At 67.6% G+C, this 23,813-nt stretch carries 23 protein-coding genes and 2 pseudogenes; 16 read left to right on the top strand and 9 right to left on the bottom strand.

Annotated elements, in window-relative coordinates:
- The first annotated feature begins 42 nt into the window (after positions 1 to 42).
- From QFZ42_RS11765 to QFZ42_RS11745, 5 genes are all read left to right on the top strand, one after another.
- Complete coding sequence (locus QFZ42_RS11765) at positions 43 to 1,032, top strand: 2Fe-2S iron-sulfur cluster-binding protein (RefSeq protein ID WP_307701123.1); 990 nt, start codon at positions 43 to 45, stop codon at positions 1,030 to 1,032.
- A 33-nt stretch (positions 1,033 to 1,065) separates the two neighbouring features.
- Positions 1,066 to 2,325, top strand: coding sequence for an aromatic ring-hydroxylating dioxygenase subunit alpha (locus tag QFZ42_RS11760; protein WP_307701122.1), 1,260 nt, complete (start codon positions 1,066 to 1,068; stop codon positions 2,323 to 2,325).
- Entirely contained in the window at positions 2,322 to 2,807 is a 486-nt protein-coding gene (locus QFZ42_RS11755; protein WP_307701121.1) for an aromatic-ring-hydroxylating dioxygenase subunit beta, read from the top strand. The genes QFZ42_RS11760 and QFZ42_RS11755 overlap by 4 nt, the downstream gene beginning before the upstream one ends.
- A 30-nt stretch (positions 2,808 to 2,837) precedes the next feature.
- Positions 2,838 to 3,158 (top strand): non-heme iron oxygenase ferredoxin subunit, encoded by a 321-nt coding sequence (locus tag QFZ42_RS11750; RefSeq protein ID WP_307701120.1) that lies wholly within the window; start codon positions 2,838 to 2,840, stop codon positions 3,156 to 3,158.
- Between the two features lie 92 nt (positions 3,159 to 3,250).
- Complete coding sequence (locus QFZ42_RS11745) at positions 3,251 to 3,745, top strand: RidA family protein (protein WP_307701119.1); 495 nt, start codon at positions 3,251 to 3,253, stop codon at positions 3,743 to 3,745.
- Positions 3,746 to 3,750: 5 nt separating this feature from the next.
- On the opposite strand, the gene QFZ42_RS11740 is transcribed toward QFZ42_RS11745, so the two are convergent.
- Positions 3,751 to 4,827 (bottom strand): DUF72 domain-containing protein, encoded by a 1,077-nt coding sequence (locus QFZ42_RS11740; RefSeq protein ID WP_307701118.1) that lies wholly within the window; start codon positions 4,825 to 4,827, stop codon positions 3,751 to 3,753.
- 62 nt (positions 4,828 to 4,889) lie between these two features.
- Here QFZ42_RS11740 and QFZ42_RS11735 point away from each other — a divergent pair, with 62 nt between their 5' ends.
- The 8 genes from QFZ42_RS11735 (at position 4,890) to QFZ42_RS11700 (ending at position 11,383) form a co-directional block, all read left to right on the top strand.
- Positions 4,890 to 6,389, top strand: a complete 1,500-nt coding sequence (locus QFZ42_RS11735) for a sensor histidine kinase (protein ID WP_307701117.1) — start codon at positions 4,890 to 4,892, stop codon at positions 6,387 to 6,389.
- A complete protein-coding gene (locus QFZ42_RS11730; RefSeq protein WP_307701116.1) occupies positions 6,386 to 7,042 on the top strand; it encodes a response regulator transcription factor in 657 nt (218 codons plus the stop codon). Before QFZ42_RS11735 ends, QFZ42_RS11730 begins: the two co-directional genes overlap by 4 nt.
- 137 nt (positions 7,043 to 7,179) lie before the next feature.
- Positions 7,180 to 7,683 carry a GlcG/HbpS family heme-binding protein gene (locus QFZ42_RS11725; RefSeq protein ID WP_307701115.1) on the top strand — a complete coding sequence of 168 codons (504 nt, stop codon included), beginning with the start codon at positions 7,180 to 7,182 and terminating at the stop codon, positions 7,681 to 7,683.
- Positions 7,683 to 8,381, top strand: coding sequence for an ankyrin repeat domain-containing protein (locus QFZ42_RS11720; protein WP_307701114.1), 699 nt, complete (start codon positions 7,683 to 7,685; stop codon positions 8,379 to 8,381). The genes QFZ42_RS11725 and QFZ42_RS11720 overlap by 1 nt, the downstream gene beginning before the upstream one ends.
- Positions 8,382 to 8,427: 46 nt before the next feature.
- Entirely contained in the window at positions 8,428 to 9,072 is a 645-nt protein-coding gene (locus QFZ42_RS11715) for an FMN-binding negative transcriptional regulator (protein WP_307701113.1), read from the top strand.
- A 1-nt stretch (position 9,073) separates the two neighbouring features.
- Positions 9,074 to 9,316 (top strand): hypothetical protein, encoded by a 243-nt coding sequence (locus tag QFZ42_RS11710; RefSeq protein WP_307701112.1) that lies wholly within the window; start codon positions 9,074 to 9,076, stop codon positions 9,314 to 9,316.
- Positions 9,306 to 10,418, top strand: a complete 1,113-nt coding sequence (gene tadA, locus QFZ42_RS11705) for a tRNA adenosine(34) deaminase TadA (RefSeq protein WP_307701111.1) — start codon at positions 9,306 to 9,308, stop codon at positions 10,416 to 10,418. Before QFZ42_RS11710 ends, tadA begins: the two co-directional genes overlap by 11 nt.
- Positions 10,415 to 11,383 (top strand): LD-carboxypeptidase, encoded by a 969-nt coding sequence (locus QFZ42_RS11700; protein WP_307701110.1) that lies wholly within the window; start codon positions 10,415 to 10,417, stop codon positions 11,381 to 11,383. The genes tadA and QFZ42_RS11700 overlap by 4 nt, the downstream gene beginning before the upstream one ends.
- Positions 11,384 to 11,457: 74 nt before the next feature.
- On the opposite strand, the gene QFZ42_RS11695 is transcribed toward QFZ42_RS11700, so the two are convergent.
- Entirely contained in the window at positions 11,458 to 11,820 is a 363-nt protein-coding gene (locus tag QFZ42_RS11695) for a hypothetical protein (RefSeq protein WP_307701109.1), read from the bottom strand.
- A gap of 270 nt (positions 11,821 to 12,090) precedes the next feature.
- Between QFZ42_RS11695 and QFZ42_RS11690 the strand changes: the two genes are divergently transcribed.
- Positions 12,091 to 13,038 (top strand): adenylate/guanylate cyclase domain-containing protein, encoded by a 948-nt coding sequence (locus tag QFZ42_RS11690; protein ID WP_307701108.1) that lies wholly within the window; start codon positions 12,091 to 12,093, stop codon positions 13,036 to 13,038.
- A gap of 53 nt (positions 13,039 to 13,091) precedes the next feature.
- Here the strand turns inward: QFZ42_RS11690 and QFZ42_RS11685 are convergent, their stop codons facing one another.
- The 5 genes from QFZ42_RS11685 to QFZ42_RS11665 form a co-directional block, all read right to left on the bottom strand.
- Positions 13,092 to 13,454 carry a response regulator gene (locus QFZ42_RS11685; RefSeq protein WP_307701107.1) on the bottom strand — a complete coding sequence of 121 codons (363 nt, stop codon included), beginning with the start codon at positions 13,452 to 13,454 and terminating at the stop codon, positions 13,092 to 13,094.
- A 76-nt stretch (positions 13,455 to 13,530) separates the two neighbouring features.
- A complete protein-coding gene (locus QFZ42_RS11680; protein WP_307701106.1) occupies positions 13,531 to 14,751 on the bottom strand; it encodes a hybrid sensor histidine kinase/response regulator in 1,221 nt (406 codons plus the stop codon).
- Positions 14,741 to 15,346, bottom strand: coding sequence for a chemotaxis protein CheB (locus QFZ42_RS11675; RefSeq protein WP_307701105.1), 606 nt, complete (start codon positions 15,344 to 15,346; stop codon positions 14,741 to 14,743). The genes QFZ42_RS11680 and QFZ42_RS11675 overlap by 11 nt, the downstream gene beginning before the upstream one ends.
- Positions 15,343 to 16,200: a CheR family methyltransferase gene (locus QFZ42_RS11670; protein ID WP_307701104.1), complete on the bottom strand. Its 858-nt coding sequence runs from the start codon at positions 16,198 to 16,200 to the stop codon at positions 15,343 to 15,345. The genes QFZ42_RS11675 and QFZ42_RS11670 overlap by 4 nt, the downstream gene beginning before the upstream one ends.
- Positions 16,197 to 19,697 carry a response regulator gene (locus tag QFZ42_RS11665; RefSeq protein ID WP_307701103.1) on the bottom strand — a complete coding sequence of 1,167 codons (3,501 nt, stop codon included), beginning with the start codon at positions 19,695 to 19,697 and terminating at the stop codon, positions 16,197 to 16,199. Before QFZ42_RS11665 ends, QFZ42_RS11670 begins: the two co-directional genes overlap by 4 nt.
- Positions 19,698 to 19,931: 234 nt before the next feature.
- Between QFZ42_RS11665 and QFZ42_RS11660 the strand changes: the two are divergent.
- Together QFZ42_RS11660 and QFZ42_RS11655 are read left to right on the top strand one after the other, a co-directional pair.
- Positions 19,932 to 22,218, top strand: a pseudogene (locus QFZ42_RS11660) (helicase C-terminal domain-containing protein).
- On the top strand, positions 22,205 to 22,813 hold the full coding sequence (locus tag QFZ42_RS11655) for an alpha-ketoglutarate-dependent dioxygenase AlkB (RefSeq protein WP_307701102.1): 609 nt from the start codon (positions 22,205 to 22,207) through the stop codon (positions 22,811 to 22,813). Before QFZ42_RS11660 ends, QFZ42_RS11655 begins: the two are co-directional and overlap by 14 nt.
- A gap of 15 nt (positions 22,814 to 22,828) precedes the next feature.
- Here QFZ42_RS11655 and QFZ42_RS11650 read toward each other — a convergent pair.
- Together QFZ42_RS11650 and QFZ42_RS11645 are read right to left on the bottom strand one after the other, a co-directional pair.
- A pseudogene (locus QFZ42_RS11650) lies at positions 22,829 to 23,572 on the bottom strand (UdgX family uracil-DNA binding protein); the annotation flags it as partial.
- A gap of 13 nt (positions 23,573 to 23,585) precedes the next feature.
- Positions 23,586 to 23,777: a hypothetical protein gene (locus tag QFZ42_RS11645; RefSeq protein WP_307701101.1), complete on the bottom strand. Its 192-nt coding sequence runs from the start codon at positions 23,775 to 23,777 to the stop codon at positions 23,586 to 23,588.
- Positions 23,778 to 23,813: the final 36 nt, after the last annotated feature.

The following is a 23,813-nucleotide window of genomic DNA, read 5'->3' as shown; positions in this document are numbered from 1 at the left end:
GAGACAAGCCGGCCCGGAGGCCAGCGCAAAGAAAAGCCCACGATGGACCTGCACATTCAACCCCTTGCCCGCACCCTCGAGGTTCGCCCCGGCGCCAACCTGCTCGAGGTGCTGCGCGAACACCACGTGCCGGTGTCGTACAGCTGCATGTCGGGCCGCTGCGGCACCTGCCGCTGCAAGGTGGTGGCCGGCCAGGTGCTCGACGGCGGCCAGGACGCGATCCGGCCCGACGGTCAGGGCGAGTGCTACGTGCTGGCCTGCCAGAGCACGCTGACCGAAAGCTGCACCATCGAGATCCCGGAGCCCGACGAAGTGGTGGTGCATCCGGCGCGCATCCTCAAGGCCACGGTCACGGGCATCGACGTGCTCACGCACGACATCCGCCGCCTTCGCCTCAAACCGAACAAGCCGCTGGAGTTTTCGCCGGGGCAGTACGCGCAGCTGCAGTTCGCACCCGACCTGGCGCGGCCCTATTCGATGGCGGGCCTGAGCCGCGATGCGGAACTCGAATTTCATGTACGCAAGGTGCCCGGCGGGCGCGTGACTGCGCACATCTTCGAACAGTTGCGCATCGGCGATTCGGTGCGTGTGAGCGGGCCACTCGGCACGGCTTACCTGCGCACGAAGCACCGTGGGCCGATGCTCTGCGCAGCTGGCGGCACAGGGCTCGCGCCCATTCTCTCGATCGTGCGCGGCGCCATTGCGGCCGGCCTGATGCAGCCGATTCATCTTTATCTCGGCGTGCGCTCCGATGCGGACGTGTACGGACTGGCCGAACTGCGTGAACTGCAGGCGCAGCACCCTGGCCTGACGGTCCACGTGGTGGTGGTCACCGGCCCTGCTTCCGAGAAACGGCGCCAGGGACTCATTACCGACGCCATCCGCGCCGACTGGACAGGCGGCCTCGAGGGATGGCGCGCCTACCTCTGCGGCTCGCCGCCGATGGTCGAGGCCGTGACGCAGCTGGTGCATGCGCGCGGCCTCGCGCCGGAACAGACCCATGCCGATGCCTTCTACCTGCAAGGCACCTGAAGAACAGAGACAGACAAGAAAAGGAGACCCGCGATGAGCACGCAAGCCGTATTCCCCATCGAACTGCGATGGGAAACCGAGAAGACCAGCCGCATTCCCTTCATGGCCTACACCGACGAGGCGCTGCACAAGAAGGAGCTGCAGCGCTTCTTCTACGAAAAGCACTGGTGTTACGTCGGCCTCGAAGCCGAGATTCCGAACCCGGGCGACTTCAAGCGCACGGCCATCGGCGAGCGCTCGGTGATCATGTCGCGCGACGAAGAAGGCGCCATCCACGTGTTCGAGAACGTCTGCGCCCACCGCGGCATGCAGTTCTGCCGCGAGCGCCATGGCAACAAGAAGGAATTCGTCTGCCCGTACCACCAGTGGAACTACACGCTCAAGGGCGACCTGCAGGGCGTGCCGTTCCGCCGCGGCGTGAAGCAGGACGGCAAGGTGCATGGCGGCATGCCTTCGGACTTCAAGACCGAGGACAACGGGCTCAACAAGCTCAAGGTGGCGTCACGCGGCGGCGTGGTGTTCGCGTCGTTCGACCACGACATCGAGTCGTTCGAGGAATTCCTCGGGGCCGACATCCTTCGCTACTTCGACCGTCTGTTCGACGGCCGCAAGCTCACGATTCTCGGCTACAGCCGGCAGCGCATTCCCGGCAACTGGAAGCTCATGCAGGAGAACATCAAGGATCCGTACCATCCGGGCCTGCTGCACACCTGGTTCGTCACCTTCGGGCTCTGGCGCGCGGACAACAAGTCGGAGCTCAAGATGGACGCGCGCGGCCGCCACGCCGCGATGATTTCCACCCGCGGCAGTGCCGGCAAGGCGGCGCAGGTCACGCAGGTGTCGAGCTTCAAGGAAAGCATGCAGCTCAAGGACCCGCGCTTTCTGGACATCGTGCCCGAGCCCTGGTGGGACGGGCCGACCGCGGTCATGATGACGCTGTTCCCGAGCCTGATCCTGCAGCAGCAGGTCAACAGCGTCTCGACGCGGCACATCCAGCCCGTGGGTCACGACGCCTTCGATTTCGTCTGGACGCACTTCGGCTTCGAGGACGACACCGAAGAGATGACCGAGCGGCGCCTGCGCCAGGCCAACCTGTTCGGGCCGGCTGGTTTCGTGTCGGCCGACGACGGCGAAGTGATCGAGTTCTCGCAGGAAGGCTTCGAGCAGAAGCCCTACCACCGCACCCTGGCCGAGCTGGGCGGGCGCGAGGTCGAGAACACCGATCACATGGTCACCGAAACGCTGATCCGCGGCATGTACCGCTACTGGCGCGAAGTGATGGAGGCGGCATGACGAAGAAGCTCGACGCCAACGCCTACCTCGAACTGGCCGGGCTCTATGCGGCCTATGCGCATGCGGTCGACTCGGGCAAGTGGGACCTGTGGCCCGCGTTCTTCATCGAACAGTGCAGCTACCGCCTGCAGCCGCGCGAGAACCATGAGCAGGGGCTGCCACTGGCCACGCTCTCGTTCGAGAGCAGGGGCATGCTCGAAGACCGGGTCTACGGTATCAAGGAAACGCTGTTCCATGACCCGTACTACCAGCGCCACGTCGTCGGCTTGCCGGTGGTGCACAAGGTCGGTGACGACGGCACTATCCACAGCGAAGCCAACTACGCGGTGTTCCGCACCAAGCTCGACGGACCCTCGACCGTGTTCAACGTCGGCCGCTACATCGACAAGGTCGTGCCCACGCCCGAAGGCCTGAAGTTCGCCTCGCGCCTGTGCGTGTTCGACAGCGAAATGATCCCGAATTCCATCATCTATCCGATCTGAGCCACGCAAGAACGATTCGAAGGCACCTGTATGAGCACAATCACATGGATCGACGCCGCGGCGGTCGATGACGTTCCCGCCGACGACGTGGTCGGCATCGAGGTGCAGGGCCGGGACATTGCCCTGTACGGTACCGAGGACGGCATTCACGCGACCGATAACATCTGCACCCACGGCCACGCGCGGCTGTGCGACGGCTTTCTCGAAGGCCACGAGATCGAATGCCCGCTGCACCAGGGGCGCTTCGACGTGCGCACCGGCAAGGCCATGTGCGCGCCGCTGACGGAAGACCTGCGCAGCTATCCGGTGAAGATCGAAGGCGGGCGCGTGTTCCTGGCGTTCGAGGCGTAGCGGCCATCTGTTCCGCATCCGGCGCGCCTGATCTGTATCTGTTTCCTCGGCGCACCGTTGGCGACAATGGCCTCCCGTTTCATGGAAGCCATATGACGACAGCGCAAAGCCGGGACCAGATTGCCGACCAGATTGCCGCCGAGCTGGGCCACAGCTTCGCCGGCGAGATGCTTGCCGGCGGGCACTACGTGCCCATCGTGCGCGACGGCCGCACGCTCTACACCAGCGGGCAGGTGCCGCGCGTGGGCACCGTGGTGGCCGTGACCGGCCGCGTGGGCGATGCGGTGTCGCTCGAGAAGGCGTGCGAGGGTGTGCAGATCTGTGCGCTGCGCTGCCTGACCCTGCTGCGGCGCGAGCTCGGCTCGCTCGACGGCATCGAGAAGCTGCTGCGGGTCGGCGTCTTCGTGCAATGCACGTCCGATTTCACGCAGCAGAGCGAGGTGGCCGATGCGGCCTCCGACCTGCTGCACCGCGTCTTCGGCGATGCCGGCGTGCATGTGCGCACGGCCGTCGGCGTGTATCAGCTGCCGAAGAATGCGAGCGTCGAACTGGAGATGTCGGCAGTCGCCAGGCATCCCGCAGGCTGAAGCCGCTAGGGCTTCGGCAGGTTCAGGATGTCCCGCGCAAGCGAGGCGATCGTCAGCGGCGCGCAGCCTTCGGCGTTGTTGCTCACGGTGACGAAGGCGTTCTGGCCCGCGCGCGTGGTGCCCGCAATCACCTTGGCCAGGGCCGCGCGCGTTTCGGGATCGGGATCCACGATCCTGTCGAACGGGCCGTAGAGTTTTTCCGCGTCTTCATAGCCGAAGCGGCCGTGGCGGCGGTGCAGGTTCCAGCGGCACACGAGCGGCCCAGGCCACAGTGCACGCAGCATCGGCAGCTGGTCTTCGATCGGCGGCATCTTCGCGTGCAGGCCCATGCAGAAGGTCGCGCCTACGCTGCGCAACATGTCGGCGAAGGCGGGGCACAGCAGTTGCGGGTCGCGCACCTCGACGGCGACGACGGCGTCGGGCGCAGTCTGCTTCAGCCCGGGCAGCGCTTCGAGCATTTCGCCGATGCGTGCGAGCAGGGCGGGCTGGTCGGCCAGCAGCTGCGAGGGAATCGGGCTCAGCTGGAACACCAGCGCGCCGATGCGGTGGCCCAGGCCTTCGAGCGCGGGCTGCACGAATTCCTGGGTGGCGATCTCGCTGTTCAGGAACACGGGGTTGGCCTGCGTGCCGCGGCCGCTTTCGTCGCGCACGGTGGCATCGGTCACCAGGCTCGGTGCTTTCACCACGAAGCGGAAATCGTCGGGCACCATGGCCGCATAGCGCGCGTATTGGCTGGCAGTGAGCGCGCGGTAGAAATTGCGGTCGAGGCTCACGGTGCGAAAGAGCGGATGCTGCGCCAGCGCGGCGAGCCCGTTTTTCGAAAGCACCGATTCGGCGTATTCGCCATCCCAGACGAGGTTGGCCCAACCCGGATAGCTCCACGAGGAGGTGCCGAGCCGAAGCTCGGGCGGGAGCGCTGCCGCCAACTCGGCCAATGCCGGATCGGCGGGTGCAGGCGCCACGGTGCCGCCGCGCGATTTCTTCCTGGCGGGCGGCTCGGCCTCGGCCTCTTGCGGCACGGTGGGCGGCGCCTCGGGCGAGCGCGGAAGATCGGGGAAAAGGGAGTCCTGCACGTCAGCCATGTCTGGGGCCGCATTCTCGGCCAACATCGGGCGGCCTTGCCGCGGCGGGCACAATCCGCGCCATGAAACAGTGGTTGCGTACGCAGGTGGGCTGGTGGCTGGCATGGCTGGCCCTCTCGGCCGTGGGCGCGGTGTGGCTCGCGCGCGCAGAGCTGGCCCAGCTGCAGCAGGATTTCGAGGCCGACGTGCGCATTGCGCACCGGCTCATGAGCCAGCAGATGGTGCAGTACGACGCGGTGCTGGCCACGCTGGCGCTGCTTGAAACCGGCCGTGGCGCAGAGCGTCCGGAGCAGCGGCTGTCGTCGGTCTATCCATCGATCCTTCGCGTGCAGCGGCGTGAAGGCGACGACCCCTGGCCCGACGAAAAGCACGCGGGCGCATTGGCCGCCGCGGAAGCGAATTCGCGCAGCCAGCACCGCGCCGAAGTGGCCGCGGTGGATCTTGCGCAGGGCCGTTACCAGCTCGTGATCGGCGCCGCGCCCACCAGTTACTCCCTCGAAATCGACCTGGCAGGCTCCGTGCCGTGGCGCGACTGGCCCATGGACCCGAAGCAAAGCCCGGTGCGCGTGAGCCTGCAGCGCGATGCGCAGGCGTTCGTTCTGCAACCCGGGCGGCCGGCGCAAGCGGGGACGGGCGGCTGGCGCTTCGGCCTCACCAAGGCGCTGGCTTCGCCAAGCCAGCGTTTCGATCTGGTAGCCGAACGCCAGGTGGGCTGGACCGAACTGCCGTGGCGAGGCATAGCCGCCTGGGCCGTGGCGGTGGCGCTGCTGCTGGCCGGCCTGTGGACCGCTCAGCGCCAGCGCATCGCGCGGCGCCGGGCCGAAGAGCTGCTGCGGCTCGGCCAGGTCGCTCGGCTCAATGCGTTGGGCGAGCTCTCGGCTGGGCTCGCGCACGAACTGAATCAGCCGCTCACGGCCGTCTTGGCCAATGCCCAGGCCGCGCGCCGGCTGCTCGACGACGACCCGCCCGACCTGGCCACGGCGCGCGATGCGATGGGCCAGGCCGTGGAGCAGGCGCGCCGCGCTGCCGGCGTGGTCGGCCGGCTGCGCCGCGTGATCGAGCGGCCCGAAGCCGGCGGCGACGTGAAGCCGCTGGTGCTGCAGGAGGTGGTGCGCAGCGCCATGCATCTGCTGGCGCCCGAGTTCGCACAACGCGGCGTCGCCGCACAGTTCGACGCCACGGCCCAGGCGCCTGTGCGCGTGCAGGCCGAGGCCGTGGCGCTCGAGCAGATCGTGCACAACCTGCTGATGAATGCGTTGCAGGCGCTCGACCTGGTGCCAGTGTCCGAACGCCGGCTCGCGGTTTCGGTGGGGCGCAACGGCCAGGACGGCGTGCTCACCGTGACCGACAACGGGCGCGGCATTTCGCCCGAGGCCATGCCGCGCCTTTTCGAGCCTTTCTTCAGCACGCGCGAAGGCGGCCTGGGCCTTGGCCTGAGCCTCAGCGAAACGCTGGCGAGCGGCATGGGCGGCAGCCTGAGCGCCGCCAATTCGGCGCCGCGCGGCGCGCGCTTCACGCTGCTGCTGCCGCTGGTGGCGCCGCCTATGGAGCGCACGGCATGAACAGCCCGGCGCCACCTTCGCCGTCCGCACGGCAATTGCCGCTATCGCCGCTGATTCATCTCATCGACGACGACCAGGCGGTGCGCGACAGCCTGTCGCTCCTGATCGGCACGGTCGGCCTGCGGGTGCAGGGCTGGGCCGATCCTCAGGCCTTCATCGACGGCTTCGACCGCGCGAGCGTCGGCGCCATCGTGCTCGACGTGCGCATGCCCGGCATCAGCGGGCTCACGGTGCTCGACCGGCTGATGGCACAAGGCGTCGACCAGCCGGTGATCATGCTGACCGGCCATGGCACCGTCGAGATGTGCCGCCGCGCGTTCAAGGCCGGCGCGGCGGAGTTTCTCGAGAAACCGGTGGACGACGAGCAGCTGCTCGAAGCGCTGCAGCAAGCCGTGCGCCAGCATGTGCGCTCGCGCGAACGCTCGCAGGCCGACAACGCCGCGCGCGAGCGGGTCGGGCAGCTGTCGGAGCGCGAGCGCGAGGTGCTCGCCTTCATCGTGCAGGGCCTGACCAACAAGGAGATCGCGCGCATGCTGGCGCTGTCGCCGCGCACCGTCGAGACGCACCGCGCCAACCTGTTCGCCAAGCTCGACTGCGACTCGCTCGCGCAGCTGATCCGGCGCTACGCCGTGCTGGCGGCCGGGGACGCATGAACGCCCGCGCTCCGTAGTTCTACGGAGCGCCGGGCGTAGCCGTACGAATGGCCCCGGCGGCCGGCGTTTTCTACAGTGGCGCAGCCGTCGGCAACGCGACGGCGCAATCACCCCGCATCCACTGGAGAAATCGAAAAATGCGTTCCATCCTTCGCCTTGGCGGCCTCGCCATCCTGCTTGCCGCATCCGCCGCACAGGCCCAGACGCCCGCACCCTCGGTGCGCACCGAAAAGAACATCTCGCTCGCGCTGGCCAACCAGATCGCGGCCGAAGCCGTGGCCGCCTGCGCTGCCAACGGCTACAACGTGGCCGCGACCGTGGTCGACCGCGCCGGCACCGTGCGCGCCGTGCAGCGCGCCGACAACGCCGGCCCGCACACGCTGGCGTCGAGCGAGCGCAAGGCCTGGACCTCGGCATCGGCCAAGAGCGCGACGCAGGCCATGATGGAAGGCTCGCAGAAGAACCCGGGCGGCGCCAATCTGGTCTACCTGCCGGGCGTGCTGCTGCTGGGCGGCGGCGTGCCGGTGAAGTCGGGCAACGACGTGATCGGTGCCGTGGGCGTGGGCGGTGCGCCCGGCGGCCATCTCGACGAACAGTGCGCCAATGCCGCGCTGGAAAAGGTCAAGGGCCTGCTGGGTTGATGATGAAGCGCGGCATCTGGCCCGTGGTGCTGGCGGTTGTGCTCGGCGCGGGCGCATCGGTCGGCGCCTTGGCCCAGGTGCCGCCGCAAGCGGCCGAGGTGCAGGCCTATGAAGGGCTGCACCGGGCCGCCTGGCATGGCGATCTGCCGAAGCTCAAGAACCTGATCGCCGCCGGCGCCAACCTCGAGGCGCGCGACGCGCGGGGCCGCACGCCCTTGCACGTGGCCACCCATGCACGGCAGCGCGAAGCGGTGAAGCTGCTCGCCAAGGCCGGCGCGGACCTCGATGCGCTCGAAGACGACCGCTACGACGCGGTCACCATCGCGTCGGTGGCCGACGATGCCGCGACGCTCGCGCTGCTGCTTTCGCTCGGCGCCAACGCGGGGCAGGTGACGAGCCGCTACGACGGCACCGCGCTGATCGCCGCCGCGCACCTGGGCCATGACAACGTGGTACGCCAGCTGATCGCGGCCGGCGCGCCGCTCGACCATGTCAACAACCTGCACTGGACGGCCGTGATCGAAGCCGTCGTGCTCGGCGACGGCGGGCCGCGCCATCAGCGCACGCTGGCTGCGCTGGTCGATGCCGGCGCCAACCTGAAGCTCACCGACCGCCAGGGCAACACGCCGCTGCAGCTGGCCAACGCCCGCGGCTACACGGCCATGGTGAAGCTGCTGGAAGCGCCACGCCCAAGATAGCGGCGGGTCGGGGACAATCGGGCCACCCCCACGAGGAAACCGCCCCATGTACATGCCCCCGCAGTTCAATGCCAAGGACCAGGCCATCGCGCTCGAGCTGATGCGCGCGCACCCGTTCGCCAGCCTGATCTCCAACGATGACGAAGGGCTGCCGTTTGTCACGCACCTGCCCATCGTGGCCGAGCAGCGCGAAGGCGACGAGCTCGTGTTGCTGGGCCACTGCGCCAAGCCGAACCCGCACTGGCGCTACCTGCAGGCGCGGCCACGAGCAGTCGTCACTTTCATGGGACCGCATTCGTATCTGTCGCCTTCGGTCTACCCCGACCTGGCACGCGTGCCGACCTGGAACTACCTTGCGGTGCATTGCACCGTCGAGGCCCGGCTGATCGAAGAACCCGCGGCCAAGGACGCGCTGCTCAAGAAGCTCATCGGCGACCATGAGCCTGGCTATGCGCAACAGTGGCGCGACCTGGGCGAAGAATTCCAGCTGAAGATGCTCGCGGGCATCGTCGGCTTCGAGATGCGCGTGACCGCGCTGCAGTGCAAGCTCAAGCTCAACCAGCATCGCCGGGAATCGCATGCCGCCATGCACGCCGTCTATAGCGCGGGCACGCCCGACGAGAAGGCACTCGCGGTGTGGATGGAGCGCCTCGGCATGAGCGCCGAAGCCACCGCGGCGGAAGGAAGCTGAGATGCGCATGTTCGGATTGCTGGGCCTGGTGCTGGCACTCGCGATCGTCGGGCTGATCGCGAAGAAGCAGTTGACCACCGCCGTGGTCCCCGCATTGCCGTCGGTGCCCGGCGCTGCCTCGCCCGGGCCTGCGGCCGGCGAAGCGCCCGCCGATGTGCGGACGCAAGCCCAGCAGGTGCAGACGCAGGTCAAGGAAGCGCTCGACGCCGCGGCGCAGGCGCGCAAGATGCCGGATGACAACTGAGCCCGCACAGCCTTCGCAGACCGGCGACGCGCGCTGGATGGCGCTGGCTCTGGCCGAGGCGCGCCGGGCGGGCGAAGCCGGCGAGGTGCCCGTTGGCGCTGTGCTGGTGAAAGACGGGCAGGTCGTCGCCACCGGCCGCAACACGCCCGTGGCGCAGCACGATCCGAGCGCACATGCCGAAATCAACGCCTTGCGCGCCGCCGCCGCCGCATTCGGCAACTACCGGCTCGACGGCTGCGAATTGTTCGTCACGCTCGAGCCGTGCGCCATGTGCGCGGGCGCCATGTTGCATGCGCGGCTCGCGCGCGTGGTGTTCGGTGCGGCCGACCCCAAGACTGGCGCGGCCGGATCGGTGCTCGATCTCTTTGCCGAGCCTCGCCTGAACCACCGCACCCAGGTGCAGGGCGGTGTGCGGGCCGCGGAATGCAGCGCCGTGCTGCAGGAATTTTTCCGGCAGCGGCGCGATGCGGCGCGCGAGCACGCCGAGCCCCTGCGCGACGATGCGCTGCGCACGCCGGCCGGGCGCTTCGATGCGCTCGGCGGCTACGCATTCGAGCCGCGCTACGTTCAGGACCTGCCCAGCCTGCAAGGCTGGCGCATGCACTATCTCGACGAAGGTCCGCGGGACGAACCGGCCACCTGCTGCCTCTGTCTTCATGGCCCCGGCGAATGGGGCTACTTCTTTCGCCATCTCGTCGGCACGCCGGGGCTGCGCACGCTGGTGCCCGACCTCGTCGGTTTCGGCAAGAGCGACAAGCCCAAGCGCGAAGCGGTGCATACGCTCGAATGGCATTGCCAGGTCCTGAGCGAATGGCTCGACCGCATGCAACCGGGTTCGATGGTGCTGGTGCACAGCGCCGCGGGCGCCGCGCTCGCTGCGCTGCTGCGGGCCGCGAGGCCCGGCCGTTTTGCGGCCATGCTCCTCGCTCCCGACGGCGACGAGCAGGCCGGCGATGCGTGGCGCGCGCCATTCCCCGACCGCGGCTACCAGGCCGCGCTGCGCGCGCTCGGCCCCATGGCGTCATCCTCGGGCCCGGGCGCGCAGCAGGCCGCGTCGCTCGCGCAGGAGGCTCGCGACGCAATGGGATACTCGGCGCCGTGACCAAACACATCTACATCTATTCCCCCTCCAGTGCGATTCGCGACAAGGCCGCCTTCCGGCGCGGCGTGGCAAGACTCAAGGCGCTGGGCTACGAAGTCGAAGTCGACGAAGCGGCGTTGGCCGTGCACCAGCGCTTTGCGGGCGACGACGCGACACGGCTCGCATCGGTCACCCGTGCCGCCGCCAGCGGTGCCGACATCGCCTTGATTGCGCGCGGCGGCTACGGCCTCACGCGCATCCTCGACGCCATTCCCTACAAGGCCGTGGCCAAGGCGATCGAGCGCGGAACCGAATTCGTCGGCCTGAGCGACTTCACGGCTTTGCAGAATGCACTGCTTGTCAAGACCGGCGCCGTGACCTGGGCGGGCCCGGCGGTCGGCGAAGACTTCGGCGCCGAGGGCGGCGCCGACGACATCATGGAAGCCTGCTTCGACGATCTGGTGAGCGGGCAGGGCGAAGGCACCGGCTGGCGCATGCCGGTGCGCGATGCCGAGCTGAAAGTCAAACCCGTGCACGACGCCACGCTGTGGGGCGGCAACCTGTGCGTGCTCACGAGCCTGCTTGGAACACCTTATTTCCCGCAGGTGGAAAAGGGCGTGCTTTTCATCGAGGACACCAACGAGCATCCGTACCGCATCGAGCGCATGCTCGACCAGCTGCGCATGGCCGGCGTGCTGGCGAAGCAGCGCGCCATCGTGTTCGGCCAGTTCACGGGCATGCGCAAGGTGGCGGGCTACGACCGCGGATTCGGATTCGACACCGTGGTCGACCGCCTGCGCGCCTCGCTCAAGGTGCCGGTGCTCACCGGCTTGCCTTTCGGGCATGTGCCGACCAAGGTGCTGCTCCCCGTGGGCGCGAAGGTGGAACTGGCCGCCGAGGGCCGCGACGTCTTCATGGTGTGGGGCCACCGGCATACCCACGTACACGACCACGCCGACCATCACGCGCACGACCACGCGCACTGAACACGGCGATCGTCAGCAGGCAAGAAAACGGAAACGGGAAAAGCAGCAGCCGACGGGCCGCTGCGGCTTCAGCGTCAGTGAGTAAAGCGCTGGTGGGCGCGCGGACCCATCGAGCCCGGCAGGCCGCCCTTGAACATGCTGTTGATGGTTTTCATCTGGCGGCGCGCGGCGGCTTCGCCGTCGATGGCGCTCAGCGCAACCATCACGTCCTGGCGCAAATACCAGAGTGCCTCCACATCGGTCGCAAACCGCACGCGCTGGGCGATGCGCTGCACCGAATGGCCGCCATGCGTCTGCAGCACCGACAGCATGGCCGAACGGATTCTTCCCAACTGGTTTTCTCCCATCCGGCGAGACCCGAGGCCGGGAATTCCGAAGAAGCGAAAAAAGCTACGAAAAAGCAGCATGAGGACTAAAAGCGTATTGCCGGAAACCAAGACGGTTGCTACCTTAAGCCTCAGTCCCAGGATTAACAAGTTCTGGAACAGTGTTTCTTGTTTGTAAACAACACACTTTACGTTTCACTTAAAGTGTTCGTTGGCCGTTGACTACAAAAGTTGTAAAAATAAATATCAGTCCGCGGCTGGTCACGCAAGCTCAGTACACAGGAATGGCGACCGGCAGGTTCGTCGGCGGAACCGTCGATTCTGTCGGCGGCTCTGGATGTGTGGGGCGTCAGCAACTTGCCATCGATTTCTCCCAACAGCATGGATGTCAATTCCACAGTCGTTTTCGCTGACCTGACGGGAAGCTCCAGGGTTTTTGAAGCCATGGGAAACGCGCGCGCCACGGAAACCGTGACGCGGCTCACCCAGTGGATCGGCAGCATCTGCCAGGCGCACGGCGGCAGGGTGGTCAAGTCGCTGGGCGACGGCGTTTTTGCGATCTTCTCGCACGGCGCTGAGGCCACGCATGCGGTCATCGAACTGCAGCGCTACCACCAGAAGCGCCTGGTGGCGTGGCCGGCACCTTTGCGCATGGCGCTGCAGATCGGCGTGGCGAGCGGCGAGGTCGTCGAGGTCGAAGGCGACTGTTTCGGCGATGCGGTCAACCTGGCCTCGCGCCTGAGCGACCTGGCGGGGCCGGGCCAGATCTGGGCCACCGACAGCGTCATTGCGCAATTGCGCGAGGTCGGCGTGCGGCATCGCGATCTGGGCCTCATCACCATTCGCGGGCGCAGCGAAATGTCGGCCGTTCACCGCATCGACTGGCAGGAGGAACTGACTTCGTTCCTGACCGTGCCGGCCGCGCTGATGCCGCTGCGGCTGCCCGATTCTTCGTTCGGGCAGATCGAACTGGCCTGGCTCGACGTGCGCTCCATGTTCCGCACCGAAGAGCTGCCGATCCATCTCGGGCGCGTGAACGACGCGCAGTTCGTGGTGTCCGATCCCCGCGTTTCGCGGCTGCATGCGCGCATCGAACTGCGGCACGGCAGCTGCGTGCTGACCGATCTCAGCACCTACGGCACCTGGGTCCGGTTTCACGGCAACGGCGGACCGAGCAACGAAATCGCGCTGCGGCGCGAAGAATGCGTGCTGCATGGCAGCGGCGAGATCGGCCTGGGCGCATCGCTGAGCGATTTCACTGCGCCGACCATCGCCTTCAAGACGGCGGGCAACGAAATGCTGCTCTCGCCGCGCCGGATTGCACGCTGAACGCCGCGCAGCCCCGGTCTCGGAACCGGGGCCGGGGCCGGGGCCGCGCGCGCTCAGCGGGGGGGCGCGGACAGAATCGCGGTGAGCTCGCCGAAGTCGATCGGCTTCTGAAGATGGTGGTCGAACAAATCTCGCGCCGCTGCGCCGGCTGCGTCTTCCGCCGAGAAGCCCGTCACAGCCACCAGGAGCCGCGGGCCTGCGTGCGAGGCCAGCGAGCGCAGCCGTCGCGCCACCTCGGTACCGGGAAAGTCGGGCAGCGTCAGGTCGATGAGCGCCGCATCGAAGGCCTCCTCGGCGGCGGCGTCAACGGCCTTCTGTGCCGTATAGGTGCAGCGGGCGGTATGGCCCTGCAGCTCCAGGAGCTCGCGCAGCAGGTCTGCCGCGGCTTCGTTGTCGTCGACGATCAGCACATTCACTGGGGCACGCTTTCAATCGGGTAAGGCGAACCATGCAGTATCCCGGCCAATCGTTCCGCGCGCGGTAGGAAGGCGCCTACGCCCGTGCATGCGGCGCCGTTTCAGCGACGGCCTGCAGAGGCAGCTCGACGCGGAACAGGGCCCCTTGGCCGGGCGTGCTCTCGACCTCGATGCGTCCCTCGTGCAGGCACACGATCTTGCGGGTGATGTAAAGCCCGAGGCCCAGGCCCGGTGCGTGCTTGCGGCTGTCGTCGGTGCGCTCGAACTGCTCGAAGATGCGCTCCTGGTCCTCGGGCGCAATGCCGATGCCCTGGTCGCGCACGGTGATGCGGGCGCTGCCGTCGCGCTGGCTGAGCACCATTTCGACGGGCTTGCCGCGGCCGTAGCGCAGCGCATTGGTCAGCAGGTTGGTCAATACCTGCTCGATGCGGAATTCGTCCCACACGCCCCGGAGTTCGCGCGGCGCTTCGAGCTCGATCACCGAGCCCGCAGCCTCGGCCTGCTGCCGCAGGCCTTCCACCACGGCCCGTGCCAGGGCGGAAAGATCGACCGGCTGGGGCTGTATCGAGAGCGCGTCCCTTCGCATGCGCGTGACGTCGAGCATGTCGTCGATCAGCCGCACCATGTTGCGGATCTGCCGCTGATCGCGCTCGATCATCGTGGGCAGGCGGTCCGCGGCAAAGGACTCCAGCTTGCCCTTCGACACGTGCAGCTGCCGCAGCTGCGTTTCGAGGTAGAGCGTGTTGAGCGGCGTGCGCAGCTCGTGGGAAACCATCGACATGAAGTCGTCGCGCATTTGCACCGCGCGCTCGAGTTCGCGCTGCGCATGGCGCAGCTGCTGCACCAGTTCTTCCTGCTTGTGGTTGGCGGCCGCGAGTTTTTCCATCTCCCGGCCCAGCGCCTTGCGGTGCCGATGCAGGTCGACGAACACGCTGACCTTGCTCGTGACCGCATGCGGGTCGAGCGGCTTGTGCAGAAAGTCGACCGCACCGCTTTCATAGCCCTGGAAGGCATAGTTCGACTCGCGGCCGGCCGCACTCACGAAGATGATGGGAATGTGCCGCGTGCGCTCGGTGCCGCGCATCAGCTCGGCCAGTTCGAAGCCGTTCATGCCGGGCATCTGCACATCGAGAATGGCCAGCGCAAATTCGTGGTCGAGCAGCAGCGCAAGTGCCTCTTCGGCCGAGCTCGCGCGGTACACCGCGCGGCCCGGGCCGCGAATCAGGGCCTCGAGCGCAAGAAGGTTTTCGGGCAGGTCATCGACGAGCAGCAGTTTGCTTTCGACGTCAATGGGCATGGGCAGACTCCAGTTGCAAGAGCAAGGCGCGAAGCTCGCGCAAGGGAAGCACGTGATCGGGGGAGCGGAGGGCCATGGCCGCTTCGGGCATGGTGGAAACCTGGGCTTCGTTCGGGTCCTGAACGGCGGTGAGGCCGCCGGCCAGGTGAATGCGCTGGAGGCCTTCGGCACCGTCGTCGTTCGCGCCCGTCAGCAGCATGCCCGCCAATGCGGGACCGTAGGCATCGGCGGCGGACGCCATCAGCACGTCGATCGACGGCCGGGAAAAATGCACGGGCGGCTCGCAGCTGAGCGAAAAACGCCTGTCGCGTTCGATCGACAGGTGATAACCGGGCGGCGCGAAATACACGTGGCCGGCGGCGAGCGGCATCTTGTCCGCGGCTTCGCGCACGGGGAGGTGCAGGCGCTCGCCAAAGATCTCGGCCAGGTGGCTTTCGTGCGTTTCGGGCAGGTGCAGCACGATCACGACCGGAAGGCGCCATGGCGACGGAAGCTCGTGCAGCAGCGCCAGCAGCGCTTCGATGCCGCCGGCGGACGCGCCGAGCACGACGGCCTCGACGCGCCTGCCGGGAGATTGCGGGGCATTCGGTTTCATGTGGCCTTGCGATAGATGCGCTCAGGCTGCGAATGCGCATCGAAGCGCTGCGAGTAGCTGGAAAAGTCGATGCTCTCCTTGGCACCCAGCCCCAGAAAGCCGCGGTGGCACAGCGATTCGTGGAACAGGCCCAGCGCCCGGTCCTGCAGCTCGCGGTTGAAGTAGATGAGCACGTTGCGGCAGGACACCAGCTGCGTTTCGGCGAACACGCTGTCCGTCGCCAGGCTGTGGTCGGCAAAGATGACGCCGGCGCACAGCGAGGGGTCGAAGCGTGCGGCCTCGTAGGCGGCCGTGTAGTAGTCGGAGAAAGAACTCCGGCCGCCGGCGCGCTGGTAGTTGGCGGTGTATCCGCGAATCGCCTCGATCGGAAAAATGCCTTGCCGCGCCTTATCGAGCGAAGCCGGGTTGATGTCGGTGGCGTAGATCTGCGTGCGCGAGAGCAGGCCTTCTTCCCGCAGCAGGATGGCGAGCGAAAACACTTCTTCGCCGGTGCTGCAGCCGGCAACCCACACCTTCACCGACGGGTAGGTGTGCAGCACGGGCACCACGTGGTGGCGCAGCGCCAGAAAGTAGGCCGGGTCGCGGAACATCTCGCTCACCGGAATCGTCAGGTACTGCAGCAGGCGGCCGAACAGAACCGAGTCGCGCAGCACTTTCTCCTGCAGCGCCGGGATGCTCGGAAGCCCGAGCTGCGCCAAGGCATGCAGCACGCGGCGCTTCTGCGAGGCGACGGTGTAGTCGCGGAAGTCGTAGCTGTACTTGAGGTAGATCGCCTCCATCAACAGCCGCAGCTCGATCTCCGTGTTGCTCAACGGGGACGGCAGGGGCGAAGAGGCGGCGGTGGTGAGGGTCACAGCCGCTCCATTTTGGGCAACCACACGCGCAGAAGCGAGAACAGGCGCTCCAAATCCACGGGCTTGGCGAGGTAGTCGTTGGCACCGGCGGCAAGGCACTGCTCGCGGTCGTCCTTCATGGCCTTGGCGGTGATGGCGATCACGGGCAGCTTTTCGAAGCGCGGATCGGCGCGCAGGCGGCGCGTGGCTTCGAGGCCGTCCATCTCCGGCATCATCACGTCCATCAGCACCAGGTCGATTTCGGGCGCCTGGTCGAGCTTCTCGAGCGCCTCGCGGCCGTTGCGGCCGATTTCGACCACCGCGCCGCGCTGCTCCAGCGCGCTCGTGAGCGCGAAGAGGTTGCGCACGTCGTCGTCCACGAGCAGGATGGTGCGGCCTTCGAAGATGCGGTCGCGCCCGCGCGCGGCCTTGAGCATGCCCTGGCGCTCGCTGGAGAGCTCGGCCTCCACCTTGTGCAGGAACAGCGTTACCTCGTCGAGCAGGCGCTCCGGCGAGCGCGCGCCCTTGATGATGATCGAGCGCGAATAGCGCTGCAGCTCGGCTTCCTCGTCGCGCGTGAGGTTGCGCCCGGTGTAGACGATGACAGGCGGGAAGGAGACGATTTCTTCCGCCGCCATCTGCTTGAGCAACTCGCCGCCCTGCATGTCGGGCAGGTGCAGGTCGGTGATCATGCAGTCGAACACGCGCTTGCGCAGCAGTTCCAATGCCTCTTCGCCGGAGCCGACGGCCACGATCTCGATGTCTTCATCGCCAATCAGATGGATCACGCTTTCGCGCTGCCGTGCGTCGTCCTCGACCAGCAGTACGGTCTTCACTTTCTGCGTGAGCTTTTCCTCGAGCCGTGCGAACACCTGCATCAGCTCGGTGCGTGTGACGGGCTTCTGCGCGTAGCCGACGGCGCCCATGTGCAGGGCCGCGGCCTGCGCGTTGTCGGCGGCCGAGACCACGTGGATCGGAATATGGCGCGTCTGCGGCGAATCCTTCAGGCGCTGCAGCACGTCCAGGCCGGTGCTGTCGGGCAGCCGCATGTCGAGCAGGATGGCGTCCGGCAAGAAGCGGTGAGCCAGTTCGAAGCCGTCGGCGCCGCCATGCGCCACCAGGCAACGGTAGCCGAGCTCGTGCGCCAGGTCGTAGAGGATGTGCGCGAACTGCGGCTCGTCTTCGATCACGAGCACCTGTCGCACCTGACCCGCTCCCGCTTGGCCGGGCGGCACCGCGCGGTCGTCGGCAAAACGCAGCGGCGGCACGGCGGCCGGTGTTGCCGGCGCCGCCGAAGCGGCCTGCGCCGCAGGGGAGGGCGCGCGCACCGCGGTGGCTTTCGCGGGTGCCTGTACCGGCGCCTGCGGCACGGCCTGGGGCGCCGCGGCCGGCAACTGCAAGGCGAAGGTGCTGCCTCGGCCGGGCTGGCTCTCCACCGTAAGCTTGCCGCCCAGCAGCCGCGTGAGATCGCGCGAGATCGACAGGCCGAGGCCGGTGCCGCCATACCGGCGGCTGGTGGTGCCGTCGGCCTGATGGAAGGCCTCGAAGATCAACGCCTGCTGCGCGGGCTCGATGCCGATGCCCGAGTCGGACACCGCGAAGATGGCGCCGCCCTCCGGCGCGGGGGACACCGCCAGTGCCACCTCGCCGCTGTCGGTGAACTTGAGCGCGTTGGAGAGCAGGTTCTTCAGGATCTGCTCGACCCGATGGCGGTCGGTCGCCAGCGAGGCCGGCACGCCGGGCTGCAGCGCCAACCGGAAGGACAGCCGCTTCTCGGCCGCGAGCGGCTTGAAGGTGTTTTCCAGGCTGCGCGCCAGCTCGACCAGCGCGACGTCTTCGATCACCACGTCGAGCTTGCCCGCCTCGACCTTGGAGATGTCGAGGATGTCGTTGATGAGCACCAGCAGGTCGTTGCCCGACGAATAGATGGCCTTGGCGAACCTCACCTGCTCGGGGCTCAGGTTGCCCTCGGGGTTGTCGCCGAGCAGCTTGGCCAGGATGAGTGCGCTGTTGAGCGGCGTGCGCAACTCGTGCGACATGTTCGCAAGGAACTCCGACTTGTAGCGGCTGGCACGCTGCAGCTCGTCGGCGCGGTCTTCGAGGTCGCGCTGCACGCGCCGAAGCGCGGCATTGCGCTGGTCCAGCGCTTCGGTGCGCTCGGAGAGCTGGCTGTTGGTCTGCTCGAGCTCGGCCTGCTGGTTCTCCAGCATGGCCTGCGAAGTCCGCAAGGCGCGCGATTGTTCTTCGAGCTCTTCATTGGCGGTGCGCAGCTCTTCCTGCTGCACCTGCAGTTCCTCGTTGAGCTGCTGCGTTTCGGTCAGCGCGTCCTGCAGCTGCTCGCGGTAGCGGGCCGCCGCCAGGGAGGCGCCGATGTCTTCGGCCACGAGGTCGAGCAGTTCGTTCGCGCGCGAATCGGGTGCTGCCGGAAGGCCGAGTTCGACCACGGCGTTCACGATGCCGTCGCTCGACACCGGCACCAGCAGCACGGCCGAGGGCGCCATGTCGCCCAGTCCCGAATTGACCTTCAGGTAGTCCGCGTGAATCGGCTCGACCAGCATGCGGCGCTTTTCGGCGGCGGCCTGGCCGATCAGGCTCTGGGTCGGCGAGAACACCTGCGGCGAAGCCTCGGCCTCCATGGAAAAGCCGTAACTCGCGGCGCGGCGCAGCGTGCCATGCCGCTCGCGCACATACAGCGCGCCGACCGCGCTTTCCAGGTACCGGGAGAAGAAGGCGAGCACCTTGCGGCCCAGGTCGTTGGCGCTGAGTTCCCCGACCAGTTCGCCCACCAGCTCGGTCTGCGCGCTGCGCAGCCAGGCCTGCTGCGCCAGCCGCTCGGCATGCCGGGCTTGCTCCTGCAGCACCACGTCGTAGCTGTTCGAAAGCCGCATGAGCTGCCGCCGGCCGTAGTACGCCACGAGGCCGGTGAACAACAGCGTGAAGAGCAGGAACAGGCCCACGACGAGCCAGCTCGTGCGGTTGGCTTGTTCGTTGCGCTGAAAACGCAAGCCCTGCTCGGTGTCGATGAAGGCGCCGAACTCGGCGCGCATGGCGTCGCTCAGCCGCTTGCCGCGGCCTTGCCGTACCGCCTGCTGGTAGTCGGCCCCGGCGCGGCGCGAATCGATCATGTCGCGCGCGAACTCGTTCCAGGCCACCTGCAGCGTGGCAATGCGCTCGAGCCGTTCCACCTGCTGCCTGTTGCTGGAGACCAGTTGGCGAAGCGCGTCGATGTCGGTCTTGATCCGCGGCAGCGCGCTCTGGTAGGGCTCGAGAAAGCTTTCGTCGCCGGTGATGAGAAAGCCGCGCAAGCCCGTTTCCATGTCGATGCTGCGTCGCTGCAGCTCGCTGGCGCTGCGCGTGACGCGGTCGGAGCGCTCGACCCCGCCGATGGTCCACAGCAGGAACACGATCAAGCCGACGAACACCAACGCGCCGATCAGCCCGCCAAGCAGCGGCAGCTTCAGATTGCGGCTCAGCAGGCGGTCGAAATCATCGGGGTCGATCGCGGTCGGGGTCTTCATTCAGGACGATTTGTAAGCAAAACTTTTCTAGTTTTGCCGAAGTCCGAGGTCCTTTGTGTCGGAGAAGGCCCCGAGACGTTTCCTGTGCGCCGATGCGGCGCTGCAGTCGGCGCTATACTGTTGTTTCATACAGTGCGCCAAGTGACCGCGAACCTTTCGACAAAGCTGCAGAACGACGTGGCCGATGCGTTGCCGGATGCGCTGCCGGATGCGCGCACGGTCTCCGTCAAGGCTCTGTGCGCCTTCGGTGCCAAGGCAGGCGACCTCGATCTGCGTTTCGTGCCCGCGCCCAGCGCGCTCGAGGGCATGGCCGGCCACGCGCTCGTGCAGGGCCGGCGGGGCGACACCTACCAGAGCGAGGTGGCCCTCGTTTCCCACTACGGCGCGCTCAAGGTGCGCGGCCGTGCCGACGGCCACGATCCGCGCGAACCCCGCGTCGAGGAAATCAAGACCTTCCGCGGCGACTTCGATGCCATCCGCGGCAACCACCGGGCGCTGCACTGGGCCCAGGCCCGCACCTATGGCTGGATGCTGTGCGAGTTGCACGGGTACGAGCGCATCACGGTGGCGCTGGTGTACCTCGACCTCGCCACCGGCGAGGAAACCGTGCTGGAAGAGCCGCACGACCGGGCTGCGCTGCAAGACCACTTCGAAGGCCTGTGCGCCCGCTACAGCGCCTGGGCGCAAAGCGAAGCCGAGCACCACGCCATGCTCGGCGACGCGCTTGGCCGGCTCCAGTTTCCCCATGGCGCGTTTCGGGCCGGCCAGCGGGAACTTGCCGAGGCCGTCTACCGCGCGGGCGTGAACGGACGCTGCCTGATGGCGCAGGCGCCCACCGGCATCGGCAAGACGCTGGCCACCATCTTTCCGCTGCTGAAGGCGCGCGCCGCGCAAAAGATCGACAAGATCTTCTTCTTGACCGCCAAGACTTCCGGCCGCACTGTGGCGCTGGATGCGCTGCGCGTGCTCGGCAAGGAATGCGCAGAGGCACGCGTGCTCGAACTCACGGCGCGCGAGAAGGTTTGCGAATACCCCGACCGGGCCTGCAACGGCGATTCGTGCCCGCTCGCAAAAGGTTTCTACGACCGGCTGCCCGCGGCGCGGGAAGAGGCCGCCAGGGCGGTGCGGCTCGACCGGCCGGCGCTCCGGCACATCGCGCTGGCGCACACCGTGTGCCCTTATTTCCTGGCGCAGGAGATGGCGCGCTGGTCCGACGTGATCGTGGGCGACTACAACTACTACTTCGACGGCAGCGCCTTTCTCTTCGCCACCATGAAGGACGCCGATTGGCGCGCGGCCGTGCTGGTCGACGAGGCGCACAACCTGCTGGAGCGCGCGCGCGGCATGTACACCGCCCGCGCTCGACGGCCTGGCGCTCGAGGAAGCCCACCGGGTGGCGCCCGCCGCAGTGCGCGGCGCCCTGGGGCGGCTGTACCGCGAATGGGATACGGTGCAGCAGGCGCAAACCGAGCCCTACGACACCGCCGACGAAATTCCCGAGCGCTTCGCGCGCACCCTGCAGGCCGCCAACATGGCCATGGGCGAGTACTTCGCGGCCACGCCCGATGCCGTGCAGGGGCCGCTGCAGCGCTTCTTCTTCGATGCGCTGCAATTCGCCCGGCTGGCCGATTCGTTCGGCGACCATTCCGTTTTCGAACGCACGCTGGGTCCCGCGCAAGACCAGCAGCAGCGCAGCCTGGCCATCCGCAACCTGGTGCCGGCGCCGTTTCTCGAAGCGCGCTTCGCGGACGCCGCGTGCGCCACCTGTTTTTCCGGCACCTTGTCGCCGTTCGAGTTCTACCGCGATGCGCTCGGCCTGCCGCCCCAGACGATGCTGCTCGACGTGGCTTCGCCGTTTCGCAGCCAGCAGTTGCGCGTCGAGGTGGCCATGAACGTGTCGACCCGGTTCCGCGACCGCGCGGGTTCGTTGCGCAACGTGGCCGAGATCATCGGCGCCCAGTTCGAGCGCCTGCCGGGCAACTACCTCGCGTTCTTCAGCAGCTTCGACTACCTTGAAAAAGCCTGTGCGGCGTTCCTGGCGAAGCATCCGGGTGTGCCCGTGTGGGCGCAGACGCGCGGCATGGCCGAGGCCGAGCGCCACGGCTTTCTCGCGCGCTTCGAGGAAGGTGGCCGCGGCATCGGCTTTGCCGTGCTCGGCGGTGCCTTCGGCGAAGGCATCGACCTGCCCGGAAGCCGCCTCATCGGTGCTTTTGTCGCAAGCCTGGGACTGCCGCAATACAACGCGCTGAACGAGATCACGCGCGAGCGCATGCAGGCGCGCTTCGGCAAGGGCTACGAGTACACCTACCTGTATCCGGGCCTGCAGAAGGTGGTGCAGGCGGCCGGCCGCGTCATTCGCACCGAGCAGGACCGGGGCGTGCTGCACCTGCTGGACGATCGTTTTGCGCGCGCCGAAATCCGCCAGCTGCTGCCGCCCTGGTGGGACTTGCGGCTGGGCGGCGCGGAGCACCCGAAAGAGCAGGCGGAAGAAAAAATGGACGGCCTCGATGCGGTCCGCTAGCCGCATCCAGCTGGCCGACGAACCCGATCTGTTCGGCGAAGTGCCCGCGGCCGCGATCGAAGGCCTGCGCTACGCGCACGAATTTCTCACGCGTTCAGAGGAAGAGGAACTGCTGCGCATCGTGCAGGGCTTCGAGCTCAGGGAAATGCGCTACAAGGAATACACCGCCCGCCGCCGCGGCATCAATTTTGGCGGCAGATACGACTTCGACAACCATCGCCTGCGGCCCGGTGCCGCGCTGCCGGAGGCGCTCCATCCGCTGCGGGCCAAGGTGGCCGCGTGGATGGGCATGGCGCCCGAAGACTTCACCCATGTGCTGGTGGCCGAGTACCGGCCCGGCACGCCGCTCGGCTGGCACCGCGACGTGCCCGATTTCGAGGACATTGTCGGCGTTTCGCTGCTCGGCGACGCCGTGATGCAACTGCGGCCGTATCCGCCGGCCAGTGCCACCGCGCCCGCCAGCCTTCAGCTGTTGATGGAGCCGCGCTCGATCTACATGCTGCGCGGCGAAGCGCGCTGGGCGTGGCAGCACAGCATTGCGCCGACCGAGGCGCTGCGCTATTCGATCACCATGCGCACGCGGCGGCGCGGTTGACCGGTGCCGCCGGTGCTAGGCCGGGGCCATCGACCGCGTCTTGCGCGCGGCGCGTATTGGCCGGGAGGTGGGCCTTGAGGCGGGTTGCGAGGCCGGCCGTGACGCCGGCTTTTTTGCAGCCGCCGGCTTTTTCATCAGTTCCGACGCCACCGCCAGATCCTTGAGCCAGGCCTCCCACGCGGCCTCCCTTTGTTCGGGATCGCCGCGCAGCAACGCGGAAGGATGCAGCGTCACCAGCACGCGCTGGCCGGCCGCGTTCTCGTGCCACTGGCCGCGCTCCTTCATGACAGCGACATGGCGCCCGAGCAGCGAACGCGCCGCGGTGGCGCCGAGCGCCACGAAGGCACGCGGTTGCACGAGCTCGATCTCGCTTTCGAGCCAGTGCCGGCAGGCTTCGGCCTCGCGCTGGCCAGGGGTCTTGTGGATGCGGCGCTTGCCGCGCAGCTCGTATTTGAAGTGCTTCACCGCATTGGTCACGTAGAGCTTCTCGCGCACCCATCCAAGCTCGGCCACGGCGCGGTCGAACAGCTTGCCGGCAGGGCCGACGAAAGGGCGGCCCACCAGGTCTTCCTTGTCGCCGGGCTGCTCGCCCACCACCATCAGCACGGCGCCGACCGGACCCTCGCCGAAGACCGACTGCGTGGCGGGCTCCCCCAGCGGGCACTCGCGGCAGGCGTCGGTGGCGATGCTCAGCGCCTTCAGCGCGGCAGTGGCTTCGTTGCGGTGAGACACGGTCGAGGCGGCTCTGTTGTTCGTGTGAAGCCGGCCGGCGTCAGTGCCCGGCGCCGCCGCCTCTACGCGACTGAGTCTGGTTGCTGCTGCCGACGTGGCTTTCGCGGTCGTGGCGGCTTTCGGCGGTGCGGCGTGGCTCGTTGCGCGGCGTGGGGCTCTGGTTGCCTGCCTTGTTGTGATCGGGCGGGAGCGAACCGCGTTCATCGGGCGTGTTGGGGTTCGTCTTCGTCATGAAGGGCTCCTTGAGAAAAATGCATGGATATGCATT

Origin of the sequence: Variovorax paradoxus, assembly GCF_030815855.1 — a bacterium.
Classification (GTDB): domain Bacteria; phylum Pseudomonadota; class Gammaproteobacteria; order Burkholderiales; family Burkholderiaceae_C; genus Variovorax; species Variovorax paradoxus_M.
This window is presented reverse-complemented; position numbering and strand designations above follow the sequence as displayed.

Coding starts and splice junctions, on each gene's coding strand:
- QFZ42_RS11765 (WP_307701123.1), top strand. CDS start 43: ATGGACCTGCACATTCAACCCCTTGCCCGCACCCTCGAGGTTCGCCCC.
- QFZ42_RS11735 (WP_307701117.1), top strand. CDS start 4,890: ATGAAACAGTGGTTGCGTACGCAGGTGGGCTGGTGGCTGGCATGGCTG.
- tadA (WP_307701111.1), top strand. CDS start 9,306: ATGACAACTGAGCCCGCACAGCCTTCGCAGACCGGCGACGCGCGCTGG.
- QFZ42_RS11680 (WP_307701106.1), bottom strand. CDS start 14,751: ATGCCCATTGACGTCGAAAGCAAACTGCTGCTCGTCGATGACCTGCCC.
- QFZ42_RS11730 (WP_307701116.1), top strand. CDS start 6,386: ATGAACAGCCCGGCGCCACCTTCGCCGTCCGCACGGCAATTGCCGCTA.
- QFZ42_RS11675 (WP_307701105.1), bottom strand. CDS start 15,346: ATGAAACCGAATGCCCCGCAATCTCCCGGCAGGCGCGTCGAGGCCGTC.
- QFZ42_RS11725 (WP_307701115.1), top strand. CDS start 7,180: ATGCGTTCCATCCTTCGCCTTGGCGGCCTCGCCATCCTGCTTGCCGCA.
- QFZ42_RS11715 (WP_307701113.1), top strand. CDS start 8,428: ATGTACATGCCCCCGCAGTTCAATGCCAAGGACCAGGCCATCGCGCTC.
- QFZ42_RS11760 (WP_307701122.1), top strand. CDS start 1,066: ATGAGCACGCAAGCCGTATTCCCCATCGAACTGCGATGGGAAACCGAG.
- QFZ42_RS11720 (WP_307701114.1), top strand. CDS start 7,683: ATGATGAAGCGCGGCATCTGGCCCGTGGTGCTGGCGGTTGTGCTCGGC.
- QFZ42_RS11740 (WP_307701118.1), bottom strand. CDS start 4,827: ATGGCTGACGTGCAGGACTCCCTTTTCCCCGATCTTCCGCGCTCGCCC.
- QFZ42_RS11655 (WP_307701102.1), top strand. CDS start 22,205: ATGCGGTCCGCTAGCCGCATCCAGCTGGCCGACGAACCCGATCTGTTC.
- QFZ42_RS11665 (WP_307701103.1), bottom strand. CDS start 19,697: ATGAAGACCCCGACCGCGATCGACCCCGATGATTTCGACCGCCTGCTG.
- QFZ42_RS11745 (WP_307701119.1), top strand. CDS start 3,251: ATGACGACAGCGCAAAGCCGGGACCAGATTGCCGACCAGATTGCCGCC.
- QFZ42_RS11645 (WP_307701101.1), bottom strand. CDS start 23,777: ATGACGAAGACGAACCCCAACACGCCCGATGAACGCGGTTCGCTCCCG.
- QFZ42_RS11690 (WP_307701108.1), top strand. CDS start 12,091: ATGGATGTCAATTCCACAGTCGTTTTCGCTGACCTGACGGGAAGCTCC.
- QFZ42_RS11755 (WP_307701121.1), top strand. CDS start 2,322: ATGACGAAGAAGCTCGACGCCAACGCCTACCTCGAACTGGCCGGGCTC.
- QFZ42_RS11750 (WP_307701120.1), top strand. CDS start 2,838: ATGAGCACAATCACATGGATCGACGCCGCGGCGGTCGATGACGTTCCC.
- QFZ42_RS11710 (WP_307701112.1), top strand. CDS start 9,074: ATGCGCATGTTCGGATTGCTGGGCCTGGTGCTGGCACTCGCGATCGTC.